The sequence below is a fragment of the Rhizobium sullae genome (genome assembly GCF_900169785.1).
Lineage (GTDB): Bacteria > Pseudomonadota > Alphaproteobacteria > Rhizobiales > Rhizobiaceae > Rhizobium > Rhizobium sullae.
The window spans coordinates 93,458-110,528 of sequence record NZ_FWER01000004.1; the positions used below are offsets into that span (position 1 = coordinate 93,458).

At 60.4% G+C, this 17,071-nt stretch carries 16 protein-coding genes and 2 pseudogenes; 12 read left to right on the forward strand and 6 right to left on the reverse strand.

What is annotated here, in order from left to right:
- The first annotated feature begins 88 nt into the window (after positions 1-88).
- Positions 89-517 (forward strand): tautomerase family protein, encoded by a 429-nt coding sequence (locus BN1800_RS05135; RefSeq protein WP_086995132.1) that lies wholly within the window; start codon positions 89-91, stop codon positions 515-517.
- The gene (locus tag BN1800_RS05140) at positions 514-1,062 is read left to right on the forward strand and encodes a DUF4865 family protein (RefSeq protein ID WP_086995135.1); all 549 of its coding nucleotides are present in this window, start codon (positions 514-516) and stop codon (positions 1,060-1,062) included. The genes BN1800_RS05135 and BN1800_RS05140 overlap by 4 nt, the downstream gene beginning before the upstream one ends.
- Before the next feature lies 1 nt (position 1,063).
- On the opposite strand, the gene BN1800_RS05145 is transcribed toward BN1800_RS05140, so the two are convergent.
- From BN1800_RS05145 to BN1800_RS05155, 3 genes are all read right to left on the reverse strand, one after another.
- The gene (locus tag BN1800_RS05145) at positions 1,064-1,699 is read right to left on the reverse strand and encodes a LysE family translocator (protein WP_086995138.1); all 636 of its coding nucleotides are present in this window, start codon (positions 1,697-1,699) and stop codon (positions 1,064-1,066) included.
- A gap of 121 nt (positions 1,700-1,820) precedes the next feature.
- Positions 1,821-3,260 carry a pyruvate kinase gene (gene pyk / locus BN1800_RS05150; protein ID WP_027508054.1) on the reverse strand — a complete coding sequence of 480 codons (1,440 nt, stop codon included), beginning with the start codon at positions 3,258-3,260 and terminating at the stop codon, positions 1,821-1,823.
- The gene (locus BN1800_RS05155; RefSeq protein ID WP_051336433.1) at positions 3,260-3,727 is read right to left on the reverse strand and encodes a DUF1036 domain-containing protein; all 468 of its coding nucleotides are present in this window, start codon (positions 3,725-3,727) and stop codon (positions 3,260-3,262) included. The genes pyk and BN1800_RS05155 overlap by 1 nt, the downstream gene beginning before the upstream one ends.
- A gap of 217 nt (positions 3,728-3,944) precedes the next feature.
- Here BN1800_RS05155 and BN1800_RS05160 point away from each other — a divergent pair, with 217 nt between their 5' ends.
- The 5 genes from BN1800_RS05160 (at position 3,945) to BN1800_RS05180 (ending at position 8,048) form a co-directional block, all read left to right on the forward strand.
- Positions 3,945-4,736, forward strand: coding sequence for an N-formylglutamate amidohydrolase (locus BN1800_RS05160; protein ID WP_027508052.1), 792 nt, complete (start codon positions 3,945-3,947; stop codon positions 4,734-4,736).
- Positions 4,737-4,747: 11 nt separating this feature from the next.
- Positions 4,748-5,053: a DUF1244 domain-containing protein gene (locus tag BN1800_RS05165; RefSeq protein WP_027508051.1), complete on the forward strand. Its 306-nt coding sequence runs from the start codon at positions 4,748-4,750 to the stop codon at positions 5,051-5,053.
- Between the two features lie 90 nt (positions 5,054-5,143).
- Positions 5,144-5,407: a DUF2312 domain-containing protein gene (locus tag BN1800_RS05170; protein WP_003585771.1), complete on the forward strand. Its 264-nt coding sequence runs from the start codon at positions 5,144-5,146 to the stop codon at positions 5,405-5,407.
- Between the two features lie 152 nt (positions 5,408-5,559).
- Positions 5,560-6,837, forward strand: coding sequence for a flavin monoamine oxidase family protein (locus tag BN1800_RS05175; protein WP_244564438.1), 1,278 nt, complete (start codon positions 5,560-5,562; stop codon positions 6,835-6,837).
- 389 nt (positions 6,838-7,226) lie between these two features.
- On the forward strand, positions 7,227-8,048 hold the full coding sequence (locus BN1800_RS05180; protein ID WP_086995141.1) for an alpha/beta fold hydrolase: 822 nt from the start codon (positions 7,227-7,229) through the stop codon (positions 8,046-8,048).
- Positions 8,049-8,161: 113 nt separating this feature from the next.
- Here BN1800_RS05180 and BN1800_RS05185 read toward each other — a convergent pair whose 3' ends face one another.
- The 3 genes and pseudogenes from BN1800_RS05185 to BN1800_RS05190 all read right to left on the reverse strand — a co-directional run.
- Complete coding sequence (locus BN1800_RS05185; protein ID WP_027508048.1) at positions 8,162-9,985, reverse strand: peptidoglycan L,D-endopeptidase MepK; 1,824 nt, start codon at positions 9,983-9,985, stop codon at positions 8,162-8,164.
- Between the two features lie 180 nt (positions 9,986-10,165).
- Positions 10,166-10,381, reverse strand: a pseudogene (locus tag BN1800_RS43820) (helix-turn-helix domain-containing protein); the annotation flags it as partial.
- Between the two features lie 74 nt (positions 10,382-10,455).
- A pseudogene (locus tag BN1800_RS05190) lies at positions 10,456-11,713 on the reverse strand (sigma-54-dependent transcriptional regulator); the annotation flags it as partial.
- 207 nt (positions 11,714-11,920) lie between these two features.
- On the opposite strand from BN1800_RS05190, the gene BN1800_RS05195 reads away from it, so the two are divergent.
- From BN1800_RS05195 to BN1800_RS05215, 5 genes are all read left to right on the forward strand, one after another.
- Positions 11,921-13,774, forward strand: a complete 1,854-nt coding sequence (locus tag BN1800_RS05195) for a M3 family oligoendopeptidase (protein WP_086995147.1) — start codon at positions 11,921-11,923, stop codon at positions 13,772-13,774.
- 169 nt (positions 13,775-13,943) lie between these two features.
- Positions 13,944-15,104: an aminodeoxychorismate synthase component I gene (locus BN1800_RS05200; RefSeq protein ID WP_086995149.1), complete on the forward strand. Its 1,161-nt coding sequence runs from the start codon at positions 13,944-13,946 to the stop codon at positions 15,102-15,104.
- Positions 15,101-15,727: an aminotransferase class IV family protein gene (locus BN1800_RS05205; RefSeq protein ID WP_086995152.1), complete on the forward strand. Its 627-nt coding sequence runs from the start codon at positions 15,101-15,103 to the stop codon at positions 15,725-15,727. Before BN1800_RS05200 ends, BN1800_RS05205 begins: the two co-directional genes overlap by 4 nt.
- 47 nt (positions 15,728-15,774) lie before the next feature.
- Positions 15,775-16,059, forward strand: a complete 285-nt coding sequence (locus BN1800_RS05210) for a YciI family protein (RefSeq protein WP_027508043.1) — start codon at positions 15,775-15,777, stop codon at positions 16,057-16,059.
- A gap of 87 nt (positions 16,060-16,146) precedes the next feature.
- A complete protein-coding gene (locus BN1800_RS05215; RefSeq protein ID WP_086995155.1) occupies positions 16,147-17,055 on the forward strand; it encodes a heme-dependent oxidative N-demethylase family protein in 909 nt (302 codons plus the stop codon).
- Positions 17,056-17,071 lie beyond the last annotated feature (16 nt).

Here is a 17,071-nt window from a genome sequence, read left to right on the forward strand (position 1 = left end):
GAACTATTTGTCCACAAAATTCTGATTTTATGCATTATCGTGCCGTGCGATGCTCCTCCTGTCAAGAATTCACGATAAGGAGGCACAAATGCCCTTCGTTCGAATCTCCCTCCTGAAAGGCAAGTCGCGAGACTATCTCCATGCGCTTTCAGACAGTATTCACCGCGCCCTGGTCGAGACGTTTAACGTCCCTCCGAACGATCGTTTTCAAGTCATTCATCAGCACGAGCCCGGCGAATTGATTTTCGACCGGCATTATCTAAGCGGCCCTCGCTCGGATGATTTCACGCTCATCGCAATCACCGCAGGAAAGCCACGTTCAACGGAAACCCGTAAGGCGTTCTTCAAGCGAGCAGTCGAACTCCTTGGCGAGTCGCCGGGCCTGAGGGCAGAGGATGTGATGATCGTCGTGACGACTACGTCGGAGGACGAATGGTCGTTCGGCGGCGGCAAGGCGCAGATGACCGAACCCGGTTGGGAACGTCGCGCCTTCGAGTCCATGGAGACGTCCCGATGATCGCTATGCAATACAGCTTCACCCTGCCTTCGGACTACGACATGGCGATCATCGATCGCCGGATCCGCGACAAGGGGCCGATGCTGGACGGCTTCCCGAATCTCGGATTCAAGGCCTATCTCAGCGCGCGCAAAGGCGAATTCGGCAGCCGGGAGAACCTCTATGCGCCATTCTATCTTTGGCAGAAGCCGGAAGGCGCGAGCGATTTCCTGACAGGGCCGGGCTTCGAGGCGCTGACGCAGTCTTTCGGCTGGCCGCAGGTAAGGCACTGGATCGTATGGAATGCCGTGGTGGCGGACTTGAGAGCCGCAAACTTTGCAAGTCGCGATATTCTGCCGATCCCTCCCTACGCACCGCTTGCCGAAATCCGCCGGGAGGAGGTCGCGCGGTCACATGCGGAAGCGGCACGAGGCGGCGTTCTGGCTTTGATATCCGCCTTCGAGCCGTCCGGCTGGAGCCTTGTACGCTTCACGCTTTATCGCGACATGCCATTGATCTCCAACGGCGACCAGATCTATCGTGTCGGGCATGTTTCCCTGCCGTAAGTCAGGTCGTCGCGCGCCGATAAAATGCCAGCGATCCGGCAAGCGCAATGAGTGCTCCGCCGCTGATACGGTCGAGCCACATGGCGCCGGAATTCTTGAGCAGGCGGACAGCCTGCGAGCCGAAGATGGCGTATGCGAACATGATTGCGAAATCGAGCGAGGCGAAGATGACGGCAAGCACCGCATATTGGACCGGCTGCGGCAGCGAAGGATCGATGAACTGCGGCAGGAAGGCCGAGAAGAACAGGTAGCCTTTCGGGTTGGTGACCGCCACCGTGAAGCTTTTCAGTCCGATCGCAAAGGTCGAACCGGCGCCGCCGGCGGCCTCCGCGTTCACGGTCGTATCGATCGTTCCCTTCGAGCGCAGCATCATGATGCCGAGAAAGGCAAGATAGGCAGCACCTGCATATTTCAGCACCGAGAACCAGAACTCGGAGGCCGCAAGAAGCGCGCCGAGACCGATCGCCACAGCCCCGATCAGCACGAAATCGGAAAGCACGGCACCCACCATGCCGGCGATCGCCCGGCGCGTACCGTAACGCGACCCATTGGTCAGCGCCAGGAGCACGGTCGGCCCCGGCGTCGCGATACCGACGAAGGAAACCCCAGCGAAAGCGAAAAGCGTGACGATATCCATAAGTCCCTCCGGAGCTCGGATACCGGAAGCTTGCATTTGCCTGGACCGCGATCAAGCAGAAAACGAAAAAGCCCGCTGCCTTCCAAAGCAACGGGCTTTTGTTCGATTGAATGCAAATGGATCAGATGCCGCTTTGGCCATCGGAGCCGATATAGGCGATGCGCAGCATGTTGGTGGCGCCGGGCGTTCCGAGAGGCACGCCAGCCGAAATGATGATACGGTCGCCCGGCTTGCCGAAACCCTCGCCGGCGACGATGCGGCAGGCCCGGTTCACCATGTCGTCGAGGTCCGTCGCGTCGTGCGTGACGACACAGTGCAGACCCCAGACGATCGCCAGCCGCCGGGCCGTCTTGATGATCGGCGAGAGCGCCAGAACCGGCACCTGCGGACGCTCGCGCGATGCGCGCAGCCCCGTCGTGCCCGACGAGGTGTAACAGACGATCGCGGAAAGCTTCAACGTCTCGGCAATCTGACGGGCGGCGAGCGAAATCGCATCGGCGCCGGTCGCTTCCGGCTGGGCGCGCTGAGCATAAATGATGCCCGGATAATGCGGTTCACGCTCAATGGCGGTGGCGATCGACGCCATCGTCGCGACGGCCTCGACCGGATAGTCGCCCGAGGCGGATTCAGCCGAAAGCATGACGGCATCCGCACCCTCGAACACGGCGGTCGCAACGTCCGACACTTCGGCGCGCGTCGGCACCGGCGCTGAGATCATCGATTCCAGCATCTGGGTCGCGACGACGACCGGCTTGCCGGAGCGGCGGCAGGCGCGGATCAGCTGCTTCTGGATGCCCGGGACGGATTCGAGCGGCATCTCGACGCCGAGATCGCCGCGGGCAACCATCAAGGCATCGGAGAGTTCGATGATTTCTTCGATGCGCTCGATTGCCTGCGGCTTTTCGATCTTCGACATCAGGCCGACCCGGCCCCTCGCGATCTTGCGGACCTCCGCGAGATCTTCCGGGCGCTGCACGAAAGAAAGCGCGACCCAGTCGACATCATCGGTCGCCAGAACGGCATCGAGATCAATGCGGTCCTTGTCCGTCAGAACACCGACGCCGAGCAACGTGTCGGGGAGGCTGATGCCCTTACGGTCCGAAATCTTCGTGCCGGAAATGACCGTCGTGACGATGCTCTTGCCGTCGCACTTTTCGGCGCGCAATGCGAGCTTGCCATCATCGATCAGCAGGCGGTGGCCGGGCTTGACGGCTTCCAGAATTTCCGGATGCGGCAGGAAGACGCGGCTTGCATCACCGGGTGCGTCATTGTTGTCGAGCGTAAAGGTCTGGCCGGGCTTCAGCTCAACCTTGGTTTCCGCAAACTTTCCGACGCGAAGCTTCGGCCCTTGCAAATCGGCGAGGATGCCGATCGGGCGGCCGGAGCGCGCCTCTACCGCACGGATGCGCTCGATCAGCGTGCGCATCACGTCATGGCTTGCATGGCTCATGTTGATGCGGAAAACGTCGGCACCGGCCTGGTGCAGCTTTTCGATCATCGCTTCGTCGCTCGAGGCGGGGCCGAGCGTCGCGAGGATTTTCACTTTGCGGTTACGCTTCATCAATTCGGGCTTTCTTGCGTGCCGGGAGTGTCGGAAAGTTGGACCATCCAGCTGCCCTGGCGGCCCGTGTCGTATTCCTTGAATCCCATCCTCTGATAACCGCGGGCATAGCAGTCCTTCACGCCCGTGATCTTGAACTCGTTTTCCGCTACGCACATCTGGATGTCACCCGTCCAACGTCCCCCCCGCGCGGCATCCTCTGCGTAGAGATAATAGTATCGTGACTGCAATTCTCCTTCGATCAGCGTCGCGCAGGTCGTTGCAGGGACCTGCCACCAGCCTTCAGTGATCCACCCGTCCTTGGCACGGTATCCGATCGCCACACCCACGAGGTTCTGCGTGCCGTTGCAGACGCGGAAATCGGCGCGGGCAGCATCGGCAGCGAAAAACGGTGAGAGGGCAGCGAATGCAAACAAGGCGAAACGGGCAATCCCGGACCGGGTGAGGAAACTTGGTGCGGCTTGCATCAACACGGCTTCCGAATGGCTCCCACGGTTATTCGTTGTCCGTGCCTTCTTGCGCTGCCATCAAACGAATGTCAACGCGATGCTAATCGATTATATTCCTTTCGTAACCTCCTCGTGAACGGCGACCTGCCATAGGCTGCCCCGTATCGCGCTTGAACTTGGCCCATCTGCATGCGATCAGTGACGGCGAGCGCCAAATGACGATCGGCATTTCCTGATGAACCCCTTCAAACCTTTCGAAATTTTACCTGGAAATCATGACAGCGGCATGGTGATTCTCGGCGATCACGCAATGAATCGGCTTCCTGAGCGGTATGGCAGGCTCGGGCTTCCCCAATCCGCCTTTTCCCGCCATATCGCCTATGACATCGGCATAGAAGGTTTGGCGAGAGAGCTTTCCGCGAGGCTGGGGGTTCCAGCCGTTCTCGGCGGCTTTTCGCGTCTTCTGATCGACCCCAACCGCGGTGAGGACGACCCAACGCTGATCATGAAGATCTCCGACGGTGCGATCATTCCCGGCAATCATCCGATCACGGATGAGGAGTGGGACTACCGCATCAAGGAGTTCCACCGGCCCTACCACAACGCCGTCTCCGGAACGATCGACAAGGTCGCCAATACGACCGGCAAGGCGCCGCTCGTGCTCTCGCTTCATTCCTATACGCCGGCCTGGAAAGGCGTTCCGCGGCCATGGCATGCGGCCGTCCTCTGGGACAGCGACCATCGCGCCGTCGCCCCGCTGCTTGACATGCTGAGGCGCAGTCCCGATCTCATGATCGGTGACAACGAACCGTATGACGGCGCGCTCAAAGGCGATACGATGTACCGGCACTGCATGGTCACCGGCATACCGCATGCCCTGCTCGAGGTCCGTCAGGACCTGATCCAAAACGAGGCCGGCGTTTGCGAATGGGCCGAACGCCTGGCTCCGATCTTCGCGGCCATGAATGCCGATCCGGCGCTGCACGAATACAATGTCCATGTGTCGCGCACCGGCCCTTACGAATGAAGGAGAGCGAGATGACCGCACTCAGCAAGAAGCAGCAGACCGAATTCGAAGCTGCCGCCTTCCGCCGCCTCGTCGCTCATTTGCGCGAACGTGCCGACGTTCAGAATATCGACCTGATGAATCTCGCGGGCTTCTGCCGCAACTGCCTGTCGAACTGGTATCGCGAAGCCGCGGAGGCTGAGGGCGTGCCGCTGTCGAAGGACGAATCGCGCGAGATCATCTACGGCATGCCCTACGAAGACTGGAAGAATCTGCATCAGAACGAAGGCTCGGAGATGCAAAAAACTGCATTTGAACTGAACAAGCCGCACAAATAGGTTCATCACGTCCGATTGGACTTGACCGCGGCGCAGCTTCGCGGCAGTCACTCCCCACCGAATTCAAGACGAGAAAATCAGGAGAACACGATGTCCGATGCTCATGGCGTCGCCCGCGATCAGCTACGCGCTTTCATCGAGCGCATTGAACGGCTGGAAGAAGAAAAGAAGACCATCGCCGACGACATCAAGGACGTCTACGGCGAAGCCAAGGGCATGGGCTTCGATACCAAAATCCTGAAAAAAGTCGTCGCTCTTCGCAAGAAGGACGAGCAGGAGCGCATGGAAGAGGAAGCTATCCTCGATACCTACCTGCACGCACTCGGCATGATCGAGTCCCCGCCGGAAGGCTGAAGATTGCCCCCTACCAGTTTCAGAGCCGCCGGACGACCCGGCGGCTTCTCTTTTGCGCCTGCCAACGCGAAACGGTAGAAGGCTGGCGTCTGTGGGCTGACTTTTCGCACCAGACGAACCTGGCCGCTTGCGCCATATTCTTGGGGTGGTGCATGATGCGTGACCACATCGAGTCCATCCCCGCAATGAATTCAGACCCAGACATAGCAATCATCGGCGCCGGAGCTGCAGGTATCGGGGCCGCACGACGTCTGGCTGGAGGCGGCTTTTCTGTATCGATTTTGGAGGCCTTGCCGCGCCTTGGAGGGCGCGCCTGGACGTATGAGACGCCGGTAGCAGCCGTCGATCTCGGCTGCGGCTGGCTTCATTCCGCCGACCGCAACCCGTGGACCCGCATCGCGGAGGAAAAGGGCTTCGTGGTCGACCGAGGCCCCACAGCATGGGGCGAGCAGTTCCGCGACCTGGGGTTTCCGAAAGCGGAACGGGAGGCAGCTGGACGCGCCTTTGCGCGATGGAGCGAGCGGATTTCGACGACACCCCCAGTCAGCGACCGCGCATCAGATGCGTTGGATCCGGATAGCCCATGGATAGCCTATCTCCAGGCACTGAGCGGATATATCAGCGGCGACGAGCTCGAGCATATCTCCGCGATGGACTATGCTGCCTACAACATGGCGTCGACCGGTTGCAATTGGCGCGTGCCGACCGGCTACGGCACGGTGATTTCGTCGAGCCTTCCGGCCGGTATCGAGCTTCACCTGGCTACAGCCATCGAAGCCCTGACGTTCGAAGGGCGCCGTATTGCGCTTCGGACATCGAGCGGCACGCTTCGGCCGCGCGCTGCCATTTGCACGGTATCGACAAATGTTCTTGCCGGAGACTCGACCATCTGGCCATCGGTACTCGATCCATGGCGTGACGCTGCTGCTCGCTTGCCGCTCGGCAGTAATGAGAAACTCTTCCTGGAGATTGTCGGCGACAGCCCGTTTGCGCCCGAAAGCTATGTTATAGGTGATGCTCACGATCCGGCGACCGGCGCCTACTACATCCGCCCGTTCGGCTCGCAGGTGATCGAATGCTTCCTGGGTGGGGCTGGCGCGCGGGCCATCGCAGCCGACGGATCCGACGCTGGTTTTGCCCGCGCGATCGACCAGCTCGCCGAACTTTTCGGCTCGTCGGTGCGCCGCTGCCTTCATCCCCTTGTCGCTTCCGATTGGTCGGGCACCGCGTCGATCGGCGGCGCCTATAGCCACGCTCTGCCGGGACAAGTCGACGCCCGTTCGGCACTCGCCCGTCCCTTCGACGATCGGCTGTTCTTTGCAGGCGAAGCAACGCATACGACGGACTTCTCGACCGCGCACGGCGCCTACGGAAGCGGTGTGCGCGCCGCGGAGCAAGCAATTGCCGCGCTGGCGCCGAACCTTCGATAAATGCCCTGATGCCGCCTGCCCAAAGGCTGAGGATTATCGTTTGCTGCTTTCGGAGTCGGGCCCCCCAGCGGTTTCTTGAATCATGCTTTTGGAGTTAGCCCGCTGTTTCCCGTTGCTTTGCATTCGGCGCGATAATATCCTTCCGCCGCATACTGGAGCCGCGTCCGGTTCCGCTTAATATTCAGTTATTTGACGTAATGGCAGCCAACAGCTGCCGGACATTTTCTCGACACTGCCGCGCATCGCGCAGCCATTCCGACAGTGCATATGCATTCTTTATCCGGACATGCGCGAAGCCGCGAGCTTCGCTCATTCCCATCCGGTGTCCCGCATGACGCCGGTACCAAAGCCAAGCCGAAAATCAACCCTGCTCAAGAGGAACTCAAATCATGTCGATGATTACCACGAAGGACGGAACGGAGATTTTCTACAAGGATTGGGGCAAGGGCCAGCCTATTATTTTCTCTCACGGCTGGCCGCTCTCGGCCGACGCCTGGGATGCGCAAATGGTCTTCTTCGGCAACAATGGCTATCGCGTCATCGCGCATGACCGCCGCAGCCATGGGCGTTCGAGCCAGACCTGGGACGGCAACCACATGGACCAATATGCCGATGATCTGGCCGAGGTGATCGAAAAGCTCGATCTCAAGGACCTGATCATGATCGGCCATTCCACCGGTGGGGGCGAAGTCACCCATTATTTCGGACGCCACGGCACGAAGCGTGTCGCCAAGGTCGTGCTGGTCGGCGCCGTGCCGCCACTGATGCTCAAGACGGACAAGAATCCCGGCGGCTTGCCGCTTGAAGTTTTTGACGGTATCCGCAAGGGCACACTCGAAAACCGCTCGCAGTTCTACAAGGATCTCGTGGCGCCGTTCTACAGCTATAACCGCGATGGCGCGAAATTCTCCGAAGGCATCCGCGACAGTTTCTGGATGCAGGGAATGATGGGCGGGTTTAAGGGACAGCTCGATTGCATCCACGAATTCTCCGAGGTCGATTACACGGACGACCTCAAGAAGATCGACAAACCGACGCTCATCATTCATGGCGACGATGATCAGATCGTGCCGATCGGCGCTTCCGCATTGGAATCCTCGAAGATCGTCGAGGGTTCGATTCTCAAGGTCTATCAGGGAGCCCCCCACGGCCTCGCCCAGACCCATACCGACCGTTTCAACAAGGACGTGCTCGACTTCCTGAAGGCCTGAACTTCGGGCCCATCAGTTTCCTCCCGCCTCCAGTGCGGGAGGATGTGGCCAGCGCGTAAACAAAGGCCGCCGGATTTCTCCGGCGGCCTGGTCGTTGTTACTGATCAACCTGCTCAGTTCGTATTGAACTTGCGCACTTCCATGAAGTTGACCGCCGAGCCGCTGAAGCGGGCCGGATCGATCGACGCGGTCTTGACGTTGAAACCTTCGGCATAGACGGCCGTCGGCTGGGCGCGCAGCGTCTGACTGACGAAGCGAGGGGCCTTGACCGGCTTCGTGATCATTTCCATGCGCGAATTGGTCAGCGCCCACCGCGAAATTATCTTTTGGGTCAGCTTCGGCTCGGTGCGGACCGTTGCACGGCTTGCGTCGGCAGCGGCGGCAGCCTCCTTCGTCGGCCGCCCACCCTTGGTCGCAACCCCGTTGGCAATGCCGTCCTCGGAAGTCTGCGGCAGGTCGAAGGCGTCGCCGAAGCTTGCAGATTTGACGGGAGCAAGCGCGGCAAGTTGTACCGGCGCCTTCTTCTCAACCGGCTTGGCCGCAGGCATTGCCGCGCTGATGGCCTGCTCGACCGTGGCGGGTGCAAGGGCAGCCACTTGCTTGTCGACCACATTGTTCTGATCAAGCGCTTGAGCGAGTGCCGGGGAAAGCTGATCCGCTTCGGCTTCGTCCGCGCCCGCTTCCGGATCCGCGGCCGCTGCCGCAAGCAGATTTTCAGCGAGTGCCGGGCGATCGGCCGGGGTCGGAACCGTTGGATCGTTGGATGCCACTTCCGCATCACCCGGCGCGTTGCGCGGGCCAAGCAGCGAAGGAACCGGAACGTGATACGTGCTGAGATCGGCGAACTGTTGCTGCCCCTGTTGTTCGGTGGCAGCAGCAAGCGCCTGTTGCGCAGCATTGCCGGAATTCGGCGAAACGAGCGCATTTGCAACTTCGCCACCGTCAAGCTGGCCGGCAAAGGCAGGACGAACCTGCGGCACCGGCGCATTCACAGCGGCAACCTCGGTCGGTTGGGCTTCAGCTTCGGCAGTAGCCGGTGCTTCGGCCTTCGGCGGCGTTGCCTTGGCAACCGCGACCGGAGCGGCTTCCTCCGCGCTATCCTCTTCCTCGTCCGCACCGCCGCCAAAAAGGGCCGCGAACAATGTCTTCGGCTTTCTCGTTTCGGTGTCGCCGCCGCTTGCCATGACGAGCTGATTGGTGCTCACCCGGCGCTTGTAGTCGGCCATCGCCTGCTGGTAGCCCGGCAGGGGCTTGCCGTCAGAAGGGATGTGAATGGTGTTGCCGTTCGGGAAGAGCTGCGCCAGCTCCTGGCGGCTCATGCGCGGCCAAGCGCGAACGCCGCCGACATCCATGTGCACGAAGGGCGAACCGGACTTCGGATAAAAGCCAACGCCACCGACCTGCATTTTCATGCCGATCGCGCGTAGCTTTGCGAGCTTCACATCCGGAATGAAGAAGTCCATCGCCTTGCCGAGCATATGCTGGCTCTTTTCGGCGACGCCGGAATTGCGCGAACGGGACTTGAGCATCGAATTGGTGGCGGGCGAACGGAAGCCGCAGACAACGTTGATGTAGTCCCTGGAACCGCTCTGGCGGTAGACTTCCCAGATGAGATCGAAAAGATGGGGGTCCATCTTTGTCGGCTGGTTCTTGCGCCAGTCGCGAAGGAATCGGTTTAGCTGCCCAAGACCCTTCGGGTCGAACCTACCGTTGCGCTTGTAGGTGATCACGGCCTTTTCGCCGGTATGGATGAAGTAGAGTTTCAGACTGCGCGTTTCGCCCGCCGCCTCGGACGGTGTGCCAACGAATACTGGTGAGGAAACCGTGAGTGCGAGAAGGGCAGCCGTCGCCGTCCTAACCACCTTTCCGCCAATGTCGGCGCACAGGGTACGCCAGCTCAAGCGCGAAGGCTTGGTGTTCTCATTCAGATCCGGCAAACTCAATCCCCGTCAGGCTGCCCAGGTCCCCGAGCTGTCCCAATGACTGTCAAATGCGGTGACACGATGGCAAAAATGCCACAGACGATCAACCTTTTCTTTACATAGTCAACGATCGACTAACAAGTGGTTTATAACGGGTAACAAAACATGCTTGCGGGAATATTAACGGAACGCCGCTTATGCCGCGTCTTTCTGGGGATTGTCGGGATCGATACCGTAATCTTTCAGTTTTCTGTAAAGCGTTGAACGTCCGATGCCGAGTTTTCGTGCCACTTGACTCATCTGGCCGCGGTAGAATTTTAGAGCGAATCGAATCAATTCCTCCTCGACGTCGGCAAGTTTGCGTACTTCGCCGGCCGGATTGACGCTTGCGATCGCATTCTCCGGCACCTCGTTGTGGTGCCCGAACGGCTCACCCGCAAAGGTTGGCGGAACGTGATATTCTGCAAGGTCCACTTCGTGCTCGCGATGCGTATTGTCGGCAACAAGCGCTAGGTGGTCGACCACGTCATATTGCGGCAGTTGGGCAGCGATCTGCGGAAAGTCCGCCTCGGTAAGTTCCGGGCCTTCGGCGAGTACGACGGCTCGGAAGATCGCGTTTTCGAGCTGGCGGATGTTGCCCGGCCAGTCATAGGCCGTCAGCAATGCCAGCGCACCCGCGCTGACCGTCATGCGATGGCCGTTCTTCTGTTCGGATGAGAAGCGGTCGGTAAAGACACGCACCAGATGTGGAATGTCCTCCTTGCGCTTGCGCAGCGCCGGAATGGTGATCGGGAAGACATTGAGGCGATAATAGAGGTCCTCGCGGAAGCGGCCGTTTTTCACTTCCTCGATCAGATCCTTGTTCGTCGCGGAAATGAGACGGACATTGACCTTGTGGGCCGTCCGCGCGCCGACGGTTTCGACTTCGCCCTGCTGCACCGCGCGTAGCAGCTTGACCTGCACGTCGAGCGGCAGGTCGCCGATTTCATCGAGGAAGATCGTGCCGCCGTCGGCTTCCATGAACTTGCCCGTATGGCGCTCAGTGGCGCCGGTGAACGCGCCCTTTTCATGGCCGAAGAGGATGCTTTCGACGAGATTGTGCGGAATTGCACCGCAATTCACCGTCACGAAGGGCTTACCCGCGCGGTCGCCGCCGGATTGGACGGCACGCGCCACCAATTCCTTGCCGACGCCGGACTCGCCTTCGAGCACGACCGGAATAGTGGATTGCGCGGCACGCTGCGCCAGATCGATGACGCGGATCATTGCCGGGCTTGCGGAAACGATGTCATCGAAGCCGACGAGGCCGGAGCGCGAGCGGCGGCCCGAGCGGGCCCGCACTTCGCGCTGGTCCAGCTTCATCGCATTGGCGATTGAGGTTGCGATGCGCTCCGGTGAAACCGGTTTGACCACGAAATCGAAGGCCCCGGCACGCATGGCCTGCACTACCATTTCGATGCCGCCCTGCCCGGTCTGCACGATCACCGGGATCTGCGTGCCGAGTTCATGGAGCGCCTCGAGGAATTCGAGGCCGGTCATTTCCGGCATCATCAGGTCGAGAAGGATGACGTTGAAGAGACCACCGTCGCGCTTCACCATCTCCAGACCGATCCGGCCGTTTTCAGCCTGATGGACGACATGTCCGTGACGCTCGATTGCATTCTTCAGCAAACGGCGCTGTACCGGGTCGTCCTCGACCACGAGAATCTGCCCTGCACCCTTGAGCTCACTATAACCGGTCATTGTCGCCTCACTTCATGCGAAACCTGAGGTCACTCTGCCAGAAAGGCTTGAACATCCAGTTTTGAGAAATAATTGCATTTTAACGATTGTGGCGACACCGATTCCGTATCGAAGCGGGGCCTCCGGCATGCCGAAAGCCCCTTGATACGGGGCCTTCCGGCGCTTAGACAGTCAGACCTGTTCGAAATGAGGAAGAGGAACCCAGCCATGAATTTCGTGCTCCCCGGCGCCGGTCTTAATTTTTCGGCAACAGTTGCCTCTGCCGCGGCTGATCCGGCGCTCGGCGACCTTCCGGTCTGGAAGCTGCAGGATCTCTACCCCTCCGCCACCTCGACTGCCTTCACAAGCGACATGGAAAAGGCGGGCCGGAACGCGATCGCCTTCGAAGAACGATGGAAGAGCAAGCTGGCGGAGGCAACGACCAAAGCAGGCGCTGAAGGCATCGGCCAGGCGCTGAAGGAATACGAGGCGTTGGATGACCTCATCGGCCGTCTCGGCTCTTTCGCGGGTCTCACTTATTTCTCCGATACGACCAACCCGGTGAACGGCAAGCTCTACGGCGACGTCCAGGCGAAGGTCACCGAATTCTTCGGCCACCTTCTCTTCTTCGGGCTGGAACTGAACCGCATCGACGACGCGGTGATGGATGCATGCATGGCGAACGACCCCGATGCCGGCCATTACCGCCCTTGGCTGATCGACCTGCGCAAGGACAAGCCCTACCAGCTGGAAGACAAGCTGGAACAGCTCTTCCTCGAAAAATCGATGACGAGTGCAGCTGCATTCAACCGCCTCTTCGATGAGACCATGGCAGAACTCCGCTACGATATCGACGGCGAGAAAGTGCCGCTCGAAGTCGCGCTCAATCTACTGCAGGACAAGGATCCGGAAGCGCGCCGCAAGGCAGCGATGGCGCTTGCCGAAACCTTCACGGCGAATATCCGCACTTTCACGCTGATCACCAATACTCTTGCCAAGGACAAGGATATTTCCGACCGCTGGCGCGGCTTCGAGGATATCGCCGACAGCCGCCATTTGGCGAACCGCGTTGAGCGCAACGTGGTCGATGCGCTGGCGGCTGCCGTCAAGCAGGCCTATCCGCGCCTTTCGCACCGCTATTACAAGATGAAGGCGAAGTGGCTCGGAATGGACCAGATGAATTTCTGGGACCGCAACGCGCCGCTTCCGGAAACCTCCAATGCGGTGATTTCCTGGAGCGAAGCGAAGGATACCGTTCTTTCGGCCTACGGCAATTTCGCGCCGGAAATGGCGGCAATCGCCAGCCGCTTCTTCGACGAACAGTGGATCGACGCACCCGTGCGTCCCGGCAAAGCGCCCGGCGCTTTCTCTCACCCGACGGTTCCCTCGGCGCACCCCTATGTGCTGGTCAACTACATGGGCAAGCCTCGAGATGTCATGACGCTTGCCCATGAACTCGGCCACGGCGTCCATCAGGTGCTGGCCGGTGCACAGGGCGCGCTGATGTGCCAGACCCCGCTGACGCTCGCCGAAACCGCATCCGTCTTCGGCGAGATGCTGACCTTCCGCGCGCTGCTCGACAAGACGGCGGACAGGCGCGAGCGCAAGGCGATGCTCGCCCAGAAGGTCGAGGACATGATCAACACGGTGGTGCGCCAGATCGCCTTTTACGAATTCGAACGCGAGCTTCACACGGCCCGCAAGGCAGGCGAACTGACCGCCGAAGACATCGGCGAGCTCTGGCTTTCGGTTCAGTCGGAAAGCCTTGGGCCTGCGATCAGGATTTCGGAAGGATACGAGACTTACTGGGCCTATATCCCCCACTTCATCCACTCGCCTTTCTACGTCTATGCCTACGCTTTCGGCGATTGCCTGGTGAACTCGCTCTATGCGGTCTATCAGAAGGCCGACAAGGGCTTTCAGGACAAGTATTTCGAGCTGCTGAAGGCCGGCGGCACGAAGCATCACTCCGAACTCCTGAAACCTTTCGGCCTCGACGCCACCGATCCGTCGTTTTGGAGCAAGGGCCTGTCGATGATCGAAGGTCTGATCGATGAGCTTGAGGCGTTGGATAAGGGCTAAGCAAGAAGTTGCCCCTCACCCTAACCCTCTCCGCGCAAACGGGGCGACGGGACCTGCCACGCGCAACGTCGAGATTTCAAGCAGCCGCTGCGGCATATCCCTTCTCCCCGCGAGCGGGAGGAAGGTGCCCGCAGGCGGATGAGGGGCATTCCCACGGAACAACATCGCCATGAGCGGCCTCCAACCCCACATCCTCTTCCGTGACGACACGACCGGACAAGTGATGCTCTTCACCGATCCCGCCGAGATTATCACCGCCCGGACGCGTGATGAATTCTTTGCAGGCCTGGTGCGGATGGAAGCGGCCAGAGCCCAGGGAAGGTGGCTGGCGGGTTATATATCTTACGAGGCGGGCTACCTCTTCGAGAAAAAGCTCGCAGACTTCGCGGAAGAGAACAGGCAGACGCCGCTGCTTTGCTTCGGCATCTTCGACGACCCGCAAAAGGGCGATCATCCGCTTGCGCAGCCCAAACAGCGCCTCGAAAACGAGGAGTTCCTGACCGCGCCCAAAGCCGCTTGGGCATTTCCTGTATACAAAGAGCGATTCGACCGATTGCATTGGCATCTGCGCCAGGGTGATTGCTACCAGGCAAACCTGACGATGCCCATCGAAGCACGCTGGAACGGCGATCCGCGCGCGGCTTTCTGGTCGCTGATCGAACGTCAGCCCGTGAAATACGGAGCGCTCGTCGATCTCGGCGGTCCTGTTATCCTGTCGCGCTCTCCCGAACTCTTCTTCCGGACGGACGAGGAAGGCTGGATCGAGACTCATCCGATGAAGGGTACCGCCAAGCGCGGCGCCGACGCGGCCGAAGATGCCGCCATCATCGCGGCGATGCAGGCGGACACGAAGACGCAAGCCGAAAACCGGATGATCGTCGACCTGCTACGCAACGACATCTCGCGCATCACCGAGGTCGGCACGCTCGATGTTCCGAAGCTTTTTGAGATCGAGACCTACCCGACCTTGCACCAAATGGTGAGCCATGTGCAGGCGAAGCTGCTGCCCGGCCTTTCCATCCGCGATATCTTTGCCGCCCTGTTCCCTTGCGGTTCGATCACCGGCGCGCCGAAGCTCAGCGCCATGCAGATCCTGCATGAACTCGAAGACACGCCGCGCGATGCCTATTGCGGCGCAATCGGCATGATTTCGCCAACGGGCTCCATGCGCTTTTCCGTTGCGATCCGCACCATCAGCCTCTTCGATGACGGCAAGGCGATCTTCAACGTCGGCGGCGGCATCGTCTTCGATTCCACGGCTGAGGCCGAATATGAGGAATGCCTGCTCAAGGCCCGCTTCGCGATCGGCGATGAGGAGATCGCGCGATGAGCAATTTCTCGCTGCTGGAGACATTGCGGTGGGAGCCGGAAACCGGCTTCGTCCGCCTCCGCCTGCATCTTGCCCGTCTGACGCGATCCGCCCGGCGGATCGGCTTTCCCGAGCCGTGGCATGCGCTCGACGAGCTCAATGCATCCGTCCAGGGCGCGACGGGCGCTCTGCGCATCCGGCTGACCTTCGATACCCATGGCCGCACAGAAGTCACCACCGCGCCCTTCACACCACTTGCACCCTGCACGGTGTGGAACATCCGCATCGCTTCGACGCGCCTCGACAGCGCCGACAAGCTGCTTCGGATCAAGACCACCCGCCGCGCCGTCTACGAGGCCGCCCGCGCCGAATACACGCCGCACCAGGCCGACGAGGTGCTGATGCTGAATGAACGCGGCGAGGTCTGCGAGGGCACGATCACTTCGATCTTCCTGGACAATGGTTCCGGCACCCTTCGCACGCCGCCGATCTCCTGCGGCCTGCTCGCCGGCGTGCTGCGCACGGAACTGATCTGTCAGCGAAAGGCGCGGGTGGGCCGCATTCGGATGAACCACCTGGAGAGCAGCCGGATTTTCGTCGGAAACTCTCTCCGCGGCCTCATACCCGCACGGCTTGCCACCTGAGCCGCGCATAAATCCTAAGACGAACGATAAGCCGGAAGGATTCTGCCATGTTTATCCTCGCGCTCACTTATGTGAAGCCGAACGAAGAAGCCGACAAGCTCATGGAGCCGCATATGGCCTGGGTCAAGGAAGGCTATGCGCGGGGCTGGTTCCTTGCCTCTGGCCGCAAAGTCCCCCGCACCGGTGGTGTAGTTCTCGCCATCGGAAATCGTGCCGAGATCGAGGCCTACGTCGCCGCCGATCCCTTTGCAGTCCACGGCGTTGCGGAATACGACATCACGGAAGTCGCGGTGACAACGGTGGCCGCGGGGCTGGAGCTTCTCAAAAGCTGAGGCGCAAATGCGCGGCGGGGATCGTCAATTGGAAAGAAGGACAATCGCCAGCTGTTCCACCGCGCGGCGTTACGCTAGGCTTTCGCTATGACGCTCCCGACCTACACTCCCTATGACGGTTCCTCCAAACCCTTCACCATCGGCCTCATGCCGCTCGATATGGGCCGCTGGATCGAGCCGGATGCCGATCTGCCGCGCTATCTCGGCGAAAAGCAACATCTGCTTGAAGCCCATCGGGATGAGATTTTCGTGGCCGAGGAGGATACCGAAACCGCACAGCAGGAATGCCTCGACCTTCTCGTGAATCACCTTTGCGAGGCCTATCCGGCTCTCTACCGCCGCATTGGCAATTTTGTTGAAGTAGCCGGCAAACCCGTCGATGTCTGGGAGCCATCCCTTCCGCCACTTCTGAAGGCCGGCTCACTTATTGCCGACGACCTCGTCATCATGCGCCGCAAGGACGACGGCTGGCACCTCGTCGCCGGTTACGTTGCCTTCCCTTCTTCCTGGTCGCTCAAGGAAAAGTTTGGCCGGCCGATGCAGGCGATCCATGCAGACGTGCCCGGTTTCGGCGAAGGGACGCGCAACGCGACCTTGATTACCCGCATCTTCGACAGTCTGCAGACCGCTCAGCCCGTCGAGCGCATGAACTGGTCTGTGAACGCCACAGGCGATCTTTTCCTGCCTGCGTCCAAATATCGCCGTCCGCCGCAGGCCGCGGCCTTTACACTCGCTGAACGCTTCGCCCGTGTCGAGCGCCAGACATTGCGCAAGCTGCCAGGCTCCGGCGATATCGTCTTCACCATCCGCGTCTATGTCGATCCCGTAGCCGCGATCGAGCACCATCCAAAGGCGGCAGTACTGGTGCAAAGCCTCGCGAACCAGCTCGAGACACTTGACGAACATCAGACCGCTTACAAAGGTCTGGCCTTGCAGAAGGCCGCACTCGTCGCAAAGCTGCGCACGCTCGCCCGCCGGCTATCGCCTGTCTGCTAATCGATTTCCCGCAAAC